This is a genomic window from Arthrobacter sp. G119Y2, assembly GCF_038069765.1.
Lineage (GTDB): Bacteria > Actinomycetota > Actinomycetes > Actinomycetales > Micrococcaceae > Arthrobacter_B.
In genome coordinates this window covers 120,569-135,024 of record NZ_JBBPFS010000006.1, presented here as the reverse complement: position 1 = coordinate 135,024, position 14,456 = coordinate 120,569, and the positions used below count along the sequence as shown (strand labels likewise).

The following is a 14,456-nucleotide window of genomic DNA, read 5'->3' as shown; positions in this document are numbered from 1 at the left end:
TGTGGCTGACTCATCCCTGGGCACTGCCCTGCGCTCGGCGGCATGGACGGCCGGAGCCGCCGCCGGAGCCGGGGCTGCCGCCCTGGCCTACGCCTCATTGATCGAACGCAACCTCTTCGGCGTCCGCACGGAGACGCTGGCTGTCCTGCCCCCGGGCAGCACGCCCCTGCGGGTGCTGCACCTTTCGGATATCCACTTTGTTCCGAACCAGAACGTCAAAACACGGTGGCTGGCCTCGCTTGCCGAGCTGGAACCGGACCTGGTGGTCAACACCGGTGACAACCTCAGCCACCCCGATGCCGTTCCGCCGCTGCTTGAGGCGCTCAAACCGCTGCTGCGGTTCCCCGGCGTTTACGTTCCCGGCTCGAATGACTACTACGGTCCGATGCTGAAGAGCCCCTTCACCTACTTCACCGGGCCTTCGAAAATCACCAGGGAACCGCCGGCACTGCCGTTTGGAGAGCTGTTCGGCGCATTCGACGACGCCGGCTGGACCGGACTGACCAATCGCCGGGATTCCAAGGTCATCGACGGCGTCCGGCTGGATTTCTCCGGCGTGGATGATCCGCATCTGGACCGCGACGTCTATGCAGGGTTCCCCGAACCAGCCGCTGCCGCCGCTGCGCTCCCCGCTCTCCGGGTCGGGGTCGCCCATGCGCCCTACCAGCGGGTGCTGAATTACTTTACCGACGGCGGCGCGGAGCTGATCCTGGCCGGCCACACCCACGGCGGACAGGTCTGCATCCCGTTTTACGGCGCACTGGTCAGCAACTGCGACCTGCCCACCTCACGGGCCAAGGGCGTGTCGATGTGGGAGCACAACGGCCGAAGCGTACCGATGAACGTGTCCGCCGGGATCGGAACCTCCCGTTTCGCTCCGGTCCGGTTCGCCTGCCGTCCCGAAGCGGTCCTGCTGACGCTGACCCCGCGGGCATAAAACCGGCCTGAGCGGCGCCGGCTCAGACTCCCGGGCAGCGACCGCACCGGGCGTGAAGCAGGCATTTCGTTCCGGCCCGGACCATACTCCGGACCCCCGTCGATTCCGTCGCCGGGCAGGCTTAGGATTGAGGCCACCAGGGACAACTGCTCGCAGCAGAACCCTCCACCCGCACAAAGAGGTTTCATGCCCGCGCAAACAACACTGTGGCTATCCCTTGGACGGCTGTATCCCCATCTGCGGCCCATCCTTCTCCGCCTAATCCTTGGACTCTTCTGCGCACTGGGGGCCAGCCTCATGGCGCTGGCCATCCCGCAGGTCTTCCGGGTCCTGATCAACACCTCGCTCAACCCCGGCGGATCCTCCGCTGCGGTGTGGGGCGCGGCCGGCGTCGTGCTGGGCCTGGGCGTGCTGGAAGCCGTCTTCGTAGCGCTGCGCCGCCAGTTCGTGATCGCCCCCGCCACCACTGTGGAAACCCGGATGCGCACCTCGTTCTACCGGCATCTGCAGGACCTGTCCGTGGAATTCCACGACCGCTGGGGCAGCGGCCAGCTGCTCTCCCGCGCCATGAGCGACCTGAACCTGATCCGCCGCTGGATGGCGTTCGGCGCCATCATGCTCGTAGTCACCGCCCTGACCGTGGTGATCGGGTTTACCGTCATGCTGTTCACCAGCTGGCCGCTGGCCCTGATCTTCATGGCAGCTGCTGTTCCCATCGTCATTTACGGATTCCGCTTCAACCGGTTCTACCGGCAGGTGTCCCGCCAAAGCCAGGACCAGACCGGCGACCTGGCCACCACCGTGGAGGAATCCGTCCACGGCATCCGCGTCCTGAAGGCCTTCGGCCGCAGCCGCGAAGCCCTGGACTCCTTCGAGGAACAGGCCCAGGAACTGCGTCTGACGGAAGTGTCCAAGGCCAATTCACTGGCCAAGTTCTCGCTGGTGGTCACACTGCTGCCCGAGGCCGCCCTGGCCGCGGCCCTCGTCGTCGGCATCATTTCCGTGGCCGACGGCACGCTCAGCATCGGCGCGCTGGTCGCGTTCTTCGCCACCGCCGCCGTCGTCGCCGGCCCGGTGGAGGCCATCGGGCCGCTGCTGTCCATGACGCTCACCGCAAAAACCGCAATTGACCGCCACTACGAGGTCATGGACGCCCGGCGCTCCATCACCAGCCCGGCCAACCCGGTGCACCTGCAGGACGTGCGCGGGGAGCTGGTGTTCGACGATGTGCATTTCGCCTATCCGGACACCAAAGACGGCACACGCAACCTGATCGACGGCGTCGACCTCTGCCTGCGTCCCGGCGAAACCATGGCGCTGGTGGGGGTCACCGGAAGCGGGAAAACAACCCTGCTGCAGCTCGTGCCCCGGCTCTTCGACGTCACCGGCGGCTCGATCCGGATCGACGGCACCGACCTGCGGGACCTGGACCTTGAAGAGCTCCGCACCATCGTGGCGGTGGCTTTCGAGGACACCACCCTGTTCTCCAGCTCCGTACGGGACAACGTGCTGCTCGGCGCCGAACCGGCAAGTTCCGCCGAAGCGGACCAGCTGCTGGCCCAGGCGCTCGACGTGGCGCAGGCCGACTTCGTGTACTCGCTGCCCGAGGGCACCGACACGCTGATCGGCGAGGAGGGCCTGAGCCTGTCCGGCGGGCAGCGCCAGCGTGTGGCCCTGGCCCGCGCCATTGCCGCCCGGCCGAAGGTCCTGATCATGGATGATCCGCTGTCGGCCCTGGACGTCCGCACCGAAGAACTGGTTGAGGGCCGGCTTCGGGAGGTGCTGGCCGACACCACCACGCTGGTGGTCGCGCACCGCCCCTCCACGGTATCCTTGGCCGACCGCGTCGCCCTGCTTCAGGACGGCCGGATCAGCGCCGTCGGAACCCACGCCGAGCTGCTCGCTGGCAATGAGCACTACCGGTACGTGATCGCGAGCCTGCCCACGGACCCCAAGGATCTGGACAGCGGGCTCGACGACGGCCCGGTGCCGGAGAACGACGACGGCGACGGCCTGGCGGCCCAGCGCCTCGATGATGAGGAGATAGTGCGATGAGCCGCTTTACTGTCCGCCGCGGCCCCGCCAAGGGCTCCGATCCGAACTACGACGCCGCCGCCCGGCTCGGCACCGCCGGCGAGGACGCCGTCCACCTCGGAGCGGAAGAAAACCGGGCGGTCCGGCGCCGTTCCCTGGCCCTGCTCGGGTCCCTGATCCGGCCCAACCGCGCCAGGTTCATCGGCACGGTGGCGTTGGTCGTCTTCTCCCAGGCCGCGCGGGTGGCCGGACCGGCCATCATCGCCTACGGCATCGACCATGCCCTCCCTGACCTGCAGGCCGGCAACAGCCTGCCGCTGATCCTCTCCGGCGTTGCGTACCTCGTGGCGGCGCTGCTGGCGGCCGCCCTGACCGCCGGATACGTCCGCGCCACCGCACTGCTGAGCCAGGCCATGCTGCTGGACCTGCGGCTGCGGGTTTTCCGGCACACCCAGCGCCTGAGCCTGGAGTTCCACGAGAAATACACCTCCGGGCGCATCATCTCCCGGCAGACCTCGGATCTGGAGGCCCTGCGCGAACTGCTCGACTCGGGCATCAGCTCCCTGGCCTCAGGCGCCATGTACATGCTGTTCACCGCCGTCAGCATTTTCCTGCTGGACTGGCGCACCGGGCTGCTGCTGCTGGTGGCGTTTGTTCCCATGTTCCTGCTGACGCGCTGGTACCAGACGCGTTCCCATCTGGCCTACCGCGCGTCCCGGGTGACCTCCGCGAAACTGATTGTGCACTTCGTGGAGACAATGACCGGAATCCGGGCTGTGAAGGCATTCCGCCGCGAACAGGTCAACGCCCGGAAGTACGACGAGCTGGCCGATGACTACCGGGTGGCGACCGTCCGCTCCATCAACCTTAACGGCGTTTTCCAGCCCGGACTGGTGCTGATCGGCAACGCCACGGTGGCCGTGGTGCTGCTGGTGGGCGGGTTCCGGGTGCTCGACGGCGGCCTCGAGGTGGGTGCCCTGCTGGCCCTGCTGCTGTACTCGAAGCGCTTCTTCCAGCCGGTGGACCAGATGGCCATGTTCTACAACTCCTTCCAGTCCGCCTCCGCGGCGCTGGAAAAGGTCTCCGGGCTGCTGGAGGAAGTTCCCACCGTCCGCCCGCCCCAGCATCCGGTGGAACTCAAGCACGCCGCCGGCGACATCCGGTTTGACGGCGTGGAGTTCCGGTACGGCAGCGGCCCGGTGATCCTCCCGCAGATGGACCTGCACATTCCCGCCGGGCAGACGGTCGCCCTGGTCGGCCAGACCGGGGCCGGAAAGTCGACCCTGGCCAAGCTGATCGCCCGCTTCTACGACCCGTCGCAAGGAGCCGTGCTGCTGGACGGTGTGGACCTGCGCGACCTCACGCAGCGGGACCTGCGCCGCGCCGTCGTCATGGTGACCCAGGAGGCCTTCCTGTTCAGCGGTTCGGTGGCGGACAACATCGCGCTGGGCAAGCCCGAGGCCAGCCGCGCGGAAATCATCGCCTCGGCCAAGGCCGTGGGCGCGCACGAGTTCATCGAAGCGCTGCCGGAGGGTTATGACACTGACGTGAACAAGCGCGGCGGCCGGGTGTCCGCCGGCCAGCGCCAGCTGATCAGCTTTGCCCGCGCCTTCCTGGCCGATCCGGCGGTGCTGATCCTGGATGAGGCCACGTCCTCGCTGGACATCCCCAGCGAACGGCTCGTGCAGCACGGCCTGAAGACCCTGCTCGGGAACCGGACGGCTTTGATCATTGCGCACCGCCTCTCCACCGTGGAGATTGCCGACCGGGTGCTGGTGATGCACTCCGGCGAGGTGGTCGAGGACGGCACCCCGGCCGAGCTCACCGCCGGCACCGGCCGGTTCGCCAAGCTGCAGGCCGCTTGGCAGGAGTCACTGGTGTAGGACGACGGCGGCGGCATGGGACGACGGCGCAAACGGGCGCCGTCGTCCGTGTTACCGCCGGTGTGCAGCCCCGGTTTCGCGGAACCGGACCTCATCGTCTACACTTGTAAAGTTGCTTCAGCGGCGGGGAAACCCGCCGAATAGCAGTGGTTACGGGGTGTGGCGCAGCTTGGTAGCGCGCGTCGTTCGGGACGACGAGGTCGCAGGTTCAAATCCTGTCACCCCGACCATAGAAAAGGTTCCCTTCCGGTTTTTCCGGAAGGGAACCTTTTTCGTTAAGTTCCCTGCTGTTCGTCTGGTTCGGGGACTCCCCCGTGCCGGAGGAAGGGGGAGTTCCCGAACAAAGTCCCCTACTCGAACTTTTTCCCGGTGAGCCGCTCGTAGGCCTCCACATAGCGCGCGCGGGTGCGTTCGACGACGTCGGCCGGCAGGGCGGGCGGCGGGGTGTCCGAGGACTTGTCCCAGCCCGATTCCGGCGACGTGAGCCAGTCGCGGACGTACTGCTTGTCGAAGGACGGCTGCGCGCGGCCCGGCTCGTAGAGCGCGGCGTCCCAGAAGCGGGAGGAGTCCGGGGTCAGCACCTCATCGCCCAGGGTCACCTCGCCGGTGGCCGGATCCTTGCCGAACTCCACCTTGGTGTCCGCCAGGATAATCCCGCGGTCCCGGGCGATCGCCTCGGCCGCCGTGTAGATCTCCAGCGTGAGCGCGCGCAGCGTTTCCGCCGTTTCGGCGCCAACGGATTCCACCACGGCACCAAAGCTGATGTTCTCGTCATGCTCGCCCACCTCAGCCTTGGCCGAAGGCGTAAAGATCGCCGGCTCCAGCCGGGAGCCGTCCACCAGTCCGGCGGGCAGCGGCACCTCGCACACGGTCTGCGACTGCCGGTATTCGGCCAGTCCGGTCCCGGTGAGGTAGCCGCGGGCGATGCACTCCACCGGGTACATCTCCAGCTTTTTGCAGATCATCGCCCGGCCGGCCACTTCGGTCGGCACGCCCTCGTCCGCGGAAATCACATGGTTGGGCACGGCCAGCTGGTCAAACCACCACAGGCTCAGCTGGGTCAGGATGCGGCCCTTGTCCGGGATCTCGGAGGCCAGTACATGGTCAAAGGCGCTGATCCGGTCACTCGCGACCACCAGGACACGCTCCTGCGCCCCGGGCGCGGACAGGTCCGCGGGCACATAGAGATCGCGGACCTTGCCGGAGTAGACGTGGGTCCAGCCGGCCAGTTCGGGCGCGCTCATGCCGGGTCTCCGTCCAGGCTGCGTGCAGGCGTGTTTTCCGTAGCGGCGTCCGGTACAGTGCAGGTGCCGGAGGGAACCTCCACTTCCCCGCGCAGCGCCTTCAGGGCAATGTCGCTCCGGTGCTGGGACCCGTCCAGCCGGATTTTCTCCACCCCGGCATAGGCCAGGTCCCGGGCGTTCCCCAGGTCAGAGCCGAGCCCGACGACGGCGAGCACCCGTCCGCCGGCGGAGACTGCCTTGCCGTCCCCATTGAGCGCGGTACCGGCGTGCAGGACGTGTACGCCGTCGAGCTTTTCCGCCTTCTTCAAGCCCCGGATCCGGTCTCCGGTGCGCGGGGTCTCCGGATAATTGGCGGCAGCGACCACCACCGCCACTGCCGTCCGCGGGTCCCATTTAAGCTGTTCCATGGCGTCCAGCTCACCCTTGGCCGCGGCCAGCAGCAGACCGCCGAGCGGGGTTTTCAACCGGGCCAGGACAGCCTGGGTTTCCGGATCGCCGAAGCGGGCATTAAATTCGATGACGCGCATGCCGCGCGAGGTCAGGGCCAGTCCGCAGTACAGGACGCCGACAAACGGGGTGCCGCGGGCGGCCATTTCATCGACCGTGGGCTGCGCGACGCGCCGAACGACATCATCCACGAGGTCCGCCGGAACCCAGTTCAGCGGCGAATAGGCTCCCATGCCGCCGGTGTTGGGGCCGGCATCGCCGTCGTGAATGCGCTTGAAATCCTGGGCGGGTGCCAGGGGAACAACATTGCGGCCGTCGGAGAGGACAAAGAGGGACACTTCGGGGCCGTCCAGGAATTCCTCGATCACCACAGTTCCGCCGGCGTCAAAGCAGGCCTGCGCATGCGCCAGCGCAGCGTCCCGGTCGGACGTGACCACCACGCCCTTGCCCGCGGCCAGGCCGTCGTCCTTGACCACATAGGGTGCACCAAAGGTGTCCAGCGCATCGGCGGCCTGCTCGGCAGTCGAGGCCACCCGGGCCATGGCAGTGGGAACGCTGGCCGCGGCCATGACCTGCTTGGCAAAAGCCTTTGAGGCCTCCAGCTGGGCGGCCGCCTGCGAGGGACCAAACACCGGAATGCCTGCCTCGCGCAGGGCGTCCGCAACGCCTGCGGCCAGCGGAGCTTCCGGGCCGATGACCACCAGGGTTGAACCCAGGGTCTTGGCGAGCGCGGTCACCTCCGCCGGATCGCTGGCGTTGACCGCGTGGACCGGAACCATCTGCGCGATGCCCGCGTTGCCGGGGGCAGCGTGGACCTCTCGGACATAGGGGTCAGCGAGGAGGGATCGGACAAGGGCATGTTCGCGGCCGCCGGGGCCAACAACGAGAACCTTCACAGTAGTTCAGGGTACTGGTTGGGCTCCGGCAGCCGAAAGCACGGCTCCCGTGTGACGCGGCCACCCATACCTGCACCGGGCTGCTGCGAATAGTTTCCATGACGGCCTCCCCAGCACCCCCGCCCGCCCGAACCCGCATCCTGACCCTGCTCCGGCCCCGGCCCGCACTGATCTACGCCGCAGTGGCCGGGATCCTCGCCGCCGCAATGGTGCTGGCCGTGGCCGAGCTGGCCGGCGCGTTCTTTACTGCGCGGGCCCGCCCGCTCATTGCCCTGGGCTCCACGTTTATTGACTTCACTCCCCTGTGGCTGAAGAACTTCGCGGTGGAAACCTTTGGCACCAATGACAAAGCTGCCCTCTTTGCCGGCATGGCCGTGACCATCGCCGTGCTGGCCGCCCTCGCAGGGGTGCTGGCCCGGTACCGCTGGGCGCTCGGAGTTGTCGCCGTCGTCGTCATGGGCGCGGTGATCGTCGCGTGCGTCCTGACCCGCGCCGGGGCTGCTCCCCTCGACGCGGTGCCGACCCTGCTGGGCACCGCAGCCGGCATTGGCGTGCTGCGCGGGCTTCTTCGGCGCATTCCTGCCGCGAAATCCGCTCCTTCTGTTGCGGTGCACGGGCAGCAGGCGGATAGTAAGCACCGGTCGGCAGGCATCCCCGCAGCGGCGCCCGCCGTCCAGCCGGTCTCGGCGGGGGACGGTCAGAACGACGGCGGTGCCGGGGCCGTCATCGGCGCCCCGTCCCCCGCGGGCCCCGGCCTGCACCCCGGTCTGCACCCCGGACCCATTCCGAACCGGCGCGGGTTCTTCGTTGCTGCCGGGCTCACGGCGGTGCTGGCGGCTGCGGCAGCAACCGGCGGCCGGGCCGTCGCCGCGGCCCGCAGCACCACGGCCACCTTCCGTGCGGCCCTGAAACTGCCCGCCGCCGCCGAGCCCGCTCCCGCCCTTCCCGCCGGCCTGCAGTCGCCGGTGCCCGGCGTAACGCCGTGGCTGACGCCGAATGCAGACTTCTACCGGATCGACACCGCGCTGAGCGTGCCGGAGGTGGACGCCGAAACCTGGGAACTGCGGATCCACGGGATGGTGGAGGAAGAGATCCGGATCAGCTTTGCCGAGCTGCTGGACTCGGACCTGGTGGAACGCCACCTCACCCTGACCTGCGTTTCCAATCCGCTCGGCGGAGACCTGGCCGGTACTGCCAAGTGGCTGGGACTGCCGGTGCGGGAGCTGCTGGCCCGGGCCCGCCCCACCGCAGGGGCCGACATGGTTCTCTCCACCAGCATCGACGGCTTCAGCGCCTCCACTCCCCTGGAGGTGCTGCAGGATGACCGCGACGCCCTGCTGGCCGTGGGCATGAACGGTGAGCCGCTGCCTCCGGTGCACGGCTATCCGGTGCGGATGGTGGTGCCCGGCCTCTACGGCTTTGTATCCGCGACCAAATGGCTCATCGACATGGAGGTGACCCGCTTCGACGCCCAGACCGCCTACTGGACCGACCGCGGGTGGGCCGAGCAGGCGCCGGTCAAGACGATGGCGCGGGTGGAGGTCCCGGCATCGTTCGCCCGGATACCGGCCGGCCCCGTGGACGTCGGCGGCACAGCCTGGTCACAGCAGCGCGGCATCACCGGAGTGGAAGTGCAGATCGACGACGGCGAGTGGCAGCCGGCGGTCCTGGCCGCGGAGGCCTCGGTGGACACCTGGCGGCAGTTCTCCTTCCGTACTCCGGCGCTGGCTGCGGGCAACCACACGGTGCGGGCACGGGCCACGGATCCGCGGGACGGTGTGCAGACCGACGCCCGCGCCGACACGGTGCCCGACGGCGCCTCCGGCTGGCAGTCGGTGCAGTTCATGGTGGAATAAGAACATGCCTGCCACTTTTACTGCGTCCGATGCCGTTGAACTTGCCGTTGTGGAACGCAACGGTTTCATCGAGTCCCGCCACATCGGTTCCGCCGTCGTCATGGCGGCGGACGGAAGCGTCGTCACCGCCCTGGGCGACATAACGACTCCCATCTTTCCGCGCTCCACGCTCAAGCCGTTCCAGGCGGTGGCCGCCATGAAGTCCGGCGTCCCGCTGCGCGGCCCGCAGGTGGCGCTGGCCGCAGCCAGCCACACCGGGTCCAAGGAACACACCGACGTCGTCAAGACCATGCTGGCTGCCGCCGGAGTCACCGAAGAGCACCTGCAGTGCCCCGAGGACTGGCCGCAGGATGAAGCCGCCCGGCATGAGCTGATCCGCAGCGGCAAGGGCAAAAACAAGCTCGCCTTCAACTGCTCCGGCAAGCACGCCGCGTTCCTCTGGGCCTGCACCGAAAACAACTGGGACCACGCCACGTATCTGGACCCGCAGCATCCGCTGCAGCTGCGCATCGCCGAGGTCTTCGAGGAATTCACCGGCGAAACCATCCGGCACTGGGCCACCGACGGCTGCGGCGCGCCGCTGGCCGCCGTTTCCCTCACCGGCCTGGCCCGCGGCATCGGGCGCCTGTCCAAGGCACCCTCGAGCAAGCACGGCGACGCCCGGGCCGCCACCGTGGCCACCGCGATGCTCGACTACCCCTGGGCCGTCCACGGCCACGGCCGCGAAAACACCGTGGTGATGGAAGACCTGGGCATCATTTCCAAAAACGGCGCCGAAGGCGTCCTCGTGCTGGGCACCGACACCGGCGTGTCAGTCGCCCTGAAGATGCTGGACGGCGACACCCGGGGCGCTTCCCTCGTGGGACTGACCCTGCTGGCGGCCAGCGGGGCGGTGGATGCCGGCAAGATCGGCGCGGTACTGGACAAGATTGTCCGTCCGGTACTCGGCGGAGGCGAGCCCGTCGGCAGCATCCGGCTCGGGGCACCCGTCACGGCCCTGCTGGATTCCTGACCAGCGGCAGCGGACGGATTACCCATGGCACGACGACGCGTCCCGGCGCCCGAGGGTGAGGCGGCGCTGCGGGCTGCCCTGGCAGCGGCTGAGACCGGATCCCCGGCCGACCGCAAGACCACGGCAACCGCGGTCCGCTATTCCCTGGAGGAGCTGGCCGAGCGCGCGCCGGGCAACAGTGTGGAGGTCCGGGTCCCGCCGTTCGGCGTCACCCAGTGCGTGGCCGGCCCCCGCCACACCCGGGGAACGCCGCCAAACGTGATCGAGACCGATGCTGCCACATGGTTGGCGCTCATAGCCGGAAGGCAATCGTGGGCCGACGCCGTCGGAGCCGGGCAGGTGGCCGCATCCGGGCTGCGCGCGGACCTCTCAGAGTGGCTTCCGCTGTTCCGTGCAGGGCAATAATCTCTACTGCCGGTAGAATTTGGATATGAATTCCGAGCAGCACAGCCCTGAACGCCGCGAGATTACCGTCCGCCGCGCTCCCCGCTTTATCCCGTTCCTGGCTCTGGGCGTGATCGCCGGGTTCATTGCCGCGCTGGTAGTCGCCTACTCCGGGCCGGCCGACCCCACCTACACCCGGGCGGCAACCCTGGGCTTCTTCACCATCATGTTTGCCATTCCCGGAGTCTGCCTCGGCGCCGTCGCCGCCCTGCTTCTGGACTGGATCAGCGTGCGCAAGGCACGCCGCGCCGTCGTGGAGCGCGACGAGGAGTAACTCCCGGCGGCTCCGTAATGGTTCCGCATCAAACTCCGGCTTTGACTCCGCCGTGAGACACTAATCTCATGGCACGCGGTGACGGAAAGCTTTCCCACGATCTCATGCCCGGCGAGAAAGGTCCGCAGGATGCCTGCGGAGTTTTTGGTGTCTGGGCCCCCGGCGAAGAAGTAGCAAAACTCACGTATTACGGGTTGTACGCGCTGCAGCACCGCGGACAGGAGTCCGCCGGCATTGCTACGAGTGACGGCAACAGAATCAGTGTCTACAAGGACATGGGCCTGGTGTCCCAGGTCTTTGACGAAACCACCCTCAATACCCTGACCGGCCACATTGCGGTGGGGCACTGCCGGTATTCCACCACCGGGTCCTCGCAGTGGGCCAACGCGCAGCCCACGCTGGGCGCAACGGCGAGCGGAACCGTGGCCCTGGCGCACAACGGCAACCTGACCAACTCCGCCGAGCTGTACGACATGATCATTGAACGCGAGGGCCGGCCCCGGTTCGGTGAAATCGCCCAGGGCAATACCTCGGACACTGCGCTGGTCACTGCCCTGCTCAACGGCTCCGACGGGCGTTCGCTGGAAGACACAGCCCTCGAGCTGCTGCCCAAGCTGCGCGGGGCCTTTTCCTTTGTCTTCATGGATGAAGGCACCCTCTACGCGGCCCGCGACACCTACGGCGTCCGTCCGCTGGTGCTGGGCCGGCTGGCCAGCGGCTGGGTGGTGGCCTCCGAAGGCTCCGCACTCGCCACCGTGGGCGCCAGCTTCATCCGCGAAATCAAGCCCGGCGAATTCATCGCCATCGATGAATCAGGCATCCGCAGCACCAGCTTCGGCGAAGCCACCCCGGCAGGCTGCGTCTTCGAATACGTCTACCTCGCCCGGCCCGACGCCGTCATCAACGGCCGGTCCGTCTACGAGAGCCGGGTGGAGATGGGACGCCAGCTGGCCCGCGAGTACCCGGTCGAGGCGGACATTGTCATTCCGGTGCCCGAGTCCGGCACCCCGGCGGCCGTCGGCTACGCCGAGGAGTCGGGCATTCCCTTCGCCCACGGCTTCGTCAAGAACTCGTACGTGGGGCGCACCTTCATCCAGCCCAGCCAGACCCTGCGCCAGCTGGGCATAAAGCTCAAGCTCAATGCCCTCGAATCCGTCATCCGCGGCAAGCGCGTGGTGGTTGTGGACGACTCCATTGTCCGCGGAAACACGCAGCGGGCGATTGTGCGGATGCTGCGCGAGGTGGGCGCCAAGGAAGTGCACGTCAAGATTTCCTCCCCGCCGGTCCAGTGGCCGTGCTTCTACGGCATTGACTTTGCTTCCCGTGCCGAGCTGATTGCCAACGGTGCCGCCGTCGAGGAGATCTGCGCCTCCGTGGGAGCCGACACCCTGGCCTACATCTCCGAGGAGGGCATGATCGGCGCCACCCAGCAGCCGCGCGAGCGGCTGTGCACCGCCTGCTTCACCGGTGTCTATCCGATTGAGCTGCCCTCGGCGGACCGGCTGGGCAAGAACCTGCTCGAGCCCGCAGCGCCCGGCAATCCGGCCGACGAGGACGGGGCCAACGGCTGCGATCCCGGCCCGGATGCCGAGTTTGAGAATCTCCTGACCAAAGCTGACAAGAAGGAAGCCGTATGAGCTCGTCCAAGACCGCCATTACCTATGCCTCAGCGGGCGTGGACGTTGAAGCCGGCGACAGGGCCGTGGAACTGATGAAGGCCGCGGTGAAGGCCACGCACAATTCCTCCGTGCTGGGCGGAGTGGGCGGATTTGCCGGACTCTACGACGTTTCCCGGCTGCTGACCTACAAGAAGCCGCTGCTTGCCACCTCCACCGACGGCGTGGGCACCAAGGTGGCCATTGCCCAGGCCATGGACATCCACGACACCATCGGCTTCGACCTGGTGGGCATGGTGGTGGACGACATCGTGGTGGTCGGAGCCGAGCCGCTGTTCATGACGGACTACATCGCCTGCGGCAAGGTGGTTCCGGAACGCATTGCCGACATTGTCCGCGGCATTGCCGCGGCCTGCGAGGTTGCCGGAACAGCACTGGTGGGCGGCGAGACCGCCGAGCACCCGGGCCTGCTGGGAGAGCATGAGTACGACGTCGCGGGCGCGGCTACCGGCGTCGTCGAGGCCGGGAACCTGCTGGGACCGGAACGGGTCCGCAGCGGCGACGTGGTGATCGGTATGGCGTCCTCGGGGCTGCACTCCAACGGATACTCGCTGGTCCGCCGCGTGATCAACCATGCCGGCTGGCAGCTGGAGCGCCAGGTCAGCGAATTTGGGCGCACGCTTGGTGAGGAGCTGCTGGAACCCACCCGGGTTTACGCTGCCGACTGCCTGGACCTGGCACGGCTGGAAGCCGCCGGCGTCCACGGTTTCAGCCACGTCACCGGAGGCGGCCTTGCGGCCAACCTGGCGCGTGTACTGCCCAAGGGCCTCGAAGCGACCGTGGACCGCTCCACGTGGGAGCTCCCGCCCATCTTCAAGCTGGTAGGCGAGCTGGGGAACGTGCCGCAGCCCGATTTGGAGCGCACGCTGAACCTGGGAGTGGGCATGGTGGCCATCGTCGATGCCGCGGGTGCCGATGCAGCTGTGAACCGGCTTGCCGAACGCGGAGTTCCGGCCTGGGTGATGGGCACGGTGGGAGCCGCCGGTGAAGCACAGGCGGGACCCGACTATGTCCAGGGCGCCAAGGGAGTCGACGGCGGCGCGGTCCGCCTGGTGGGAAACTACGCGGGCTAGCGGGAACCGCGGGCTGGCGGGAACCGCAGAGCCGGCGAGATAAGAGGGTGCGTATCCGCAGGGATGCGCACCCTTTCCCGTTCGACGGCCGGGTGAACCGGCAGCGAATGGGCGTTAACGGCCTTCAGCGGATACACCCTGGGGTGATCCGCTGAAGGATAGCAATTGGCCGACGCTTTGAAGTGCCGCTCTAGCCGGTGCGGCGGGAAGTACCTTCATCGTCGTCATCGTCGCCAAATTGATCCGCGTACTTATCTTCGTACGCCGAGTAATCCGGCTCGGCCGGTTCCTCGGGATATCGACTCGATGGACGGCTCGTTGGTCCCGCAAGCTCGCGCTGCAGTGCCGAGTAGTCCGTGGCCGGGGTGAAGTACTTCATTTCCCGGGCCTGCTTGGTTGCTTTTGCCTTTTGACGGCCGCGCCCCATGGCGTGACCCCCTTTTTGCGTCGATCCGGAGGTGGTCGCTCTGAGCAAGTGAGCGAGGCCCCGGAATATTTGGTCAATTTGTCGTAAGTACAGGTTACATGTTTTCGGGCCGCCTTGTGCCCCGCCTCGCCCTTTGTGGCGCTGGGAGGCGCATTTTGACCGCGCGCCCCAAACCCCCCTTTCCTGCGCCACCCCGCAGAGACTGGGTAAAGTCAGGGGTAGAGACAGTTTTGGGGCCCCCGGAGGGCCGCCT

Annotated in this window: 12 protein-coding genes and 1 tRNA gene; 10 read left to right on the top strand and 3 right to left on the bottom strand. The window is 67.6% G+C overall.

The genetic code is table 11. The annotated features are described in order from the left end of the window. Position 1: 1 nt before the first annotated feature. The 4 genes from WKB88_RS14245 (at position 2) to WKB88_RS14230 (ending at position 5,084) form a co-directional block, all read left to right on the top strand. Positions 2-937, top strand: a complete 936-nt coding sequence (locus WKB88_RS14245) for a metallophosphoesterase (protein ID WP_341395204.1) — start codon at positions 2-4, stop codon at positions 935-937. A 186-nt stretch (positions 938-1,123) separates the two neighbouring features. Continuing rightward, positions 1,124-2,992 (top strand): ABC transporter ATP-binding protein, encoded by a 1,869-nt coding sequence (locus WKB88_RS14240; protein ID WP_341395203.1) that lies wholly within the window; start codon positions 1,124-1,126, stop codon positions 2,990-2,992. Continuing rightward, the gene (locus WKB88_RS14235; RefSeq protein ID WP_341395202.1) at positions 2,989-4,854 is read left to right on the top strand and encodes an ABC transporter ATP-binding protein; all 1,866 of its coding nucleotides are present in this window, start codon (positions 2,989-2,991) and stop codon (positions 4,852-4,854) included. The genes WKB88_RS14240 and WKB88_RS14235 overlap by 4 nt, the downstream gene beginning before the upstream one ends. A 153-nt stretch (positions 4,855-5,007) precedes the next feature. Next, positions 5,008-5,084: transfer RNA gene (locus WKB88_RS14230), tRNA-Pro, on the top strand. 120 nt (positions 5,085-5,204) lie between these two features. Here WKB88_RS14230 and WKB88_RS14225 read toward each other — a convergent pair. Further along, positions 5,205-6,098, bottom strand: coding sequence for a phosphoribosylaminoimidazolesuccinocarboxamide synthase (locus tag WKB88_RS14225; RefSeq protein ID WP_341395201.1), 894 nt, complete (start codon positions 6,096-6,098; stop codon positions 5,205-5,207). Further along, complete coding sequence (gene purD / locus WKB88_RS14220; protein ID WP_341395200.1) at positions 6,095-7,441, bottom strand: phosphoribosylamine--glycine ligase; 1,347 nt, start codon at positions 7,439-7,441, stop codon at positions 6,095-6,097. The genes WKB88_RS14225 and purD overlap by 4 nt, the downstream gene beginning before the upstream one ends. 98 nt (positions 7,442-7,539) lie before the next feature. Between purD and WKB88_RS14215 the strand changes: the two genes are divergently transcribed. The 6 genes from WKB88_RS14215 (at position 7,540) to purM (ending at position 13,776) form a co-directional block, all read left to right on the top strand. Then, positions 7,540-9,297: a molybdopterin-dependent oxidoreductase gene (locus tag WKB88_RS14215; protein WP_445818929.1), complete on the top strand. Its 1,758-nt coding sequence runs from the start codon at positions 7,540-7,542 to the stop codon at positions 9,295-9,297. A gap of 4 nt (positions 9,298-9,301) precedes the next feature. Then, positions 9,302-10,309: an asparaginase gene (locus tag WKB88_RS14210; protein ID WP_341395199.1), complete on the top strand. Its 1,008-nt coding sequence runs from the start codon at positions 9,302-9,304 to the stop codon at positions 10,307-10,309. A 24-nt stretch (positions 10,310-10,333) separates the two neighbouring features. Further along, the gene (locus WKB88_RS14205) at positions 10,334-10,714 is read left to right on the top strand and encodes a sterol carrier family protein (RefSeq protein ID WP_341395198.1); all 381 of its coding nucleotides are present in this window, start codon (positions 10,334-10,336) and stop codon (positions 10,712-10,714) included. A gap of 25 nt (positions 10,715-10,739) precedes the next feature. Beyond that, positions 10,740-11,027 carry a hypothetical protein gene (locus WKB88_RS14200; RefSeq protein ID WP_341395197.1) on the top strand — a complete coding sequence of 96 codons (288 nt, stop codon included), beginning with the start codon at positions 10,740-10,742 and terminating at the stop codon, positions 11,025-11,027. A 68-nt stretch (positions 11,028-11,095) separates the two neighbouring features. Further along, the gene (gene purF, locus WKB88_RS14195) at positions 11,096-12,664 is read left to right on the top strand and encodes an amidophosphoribosyltransferase (RefSeq protein ID WP_341395196.1); all 1,569 of its coding nucleotides are present in this window, start codon (positions 11,096-11,098) and stop codon (positions 12,662-12,664) included. Then, positions 12,661-13,776 (top strand): phosphoribosylformylglycinamidine cyclo-ligase, encoded by a 1,116-nt coding sequence (gene purM, locus WKB88_RS14190; RefSeq protein ID WP_341395195.1) that lies wholly within the window; start codon positions 12,661-12,663, stop codon positions 13,774-13,776. The genes purF and purM overlap by 4 nt, the downstream gene beginning before the upstream one ends. A gap of 190 nt (positions 13,777-13,966) precedes the next feature. On the opposite strand, the gene WKB88_RS14185 is transcribed toward purM, so the two are convergent. Further along, entirely contained in the window at positions 13,967-14,203 is a 237-nt protein-coding gene (locus WKB88_RS14185; RefSeq protein WP_104102792.1) for a DUF3073 domain-containing protein, read from the bottom strand. Positions 14,204-14,456: the final 253 nt, after the last annotated feature.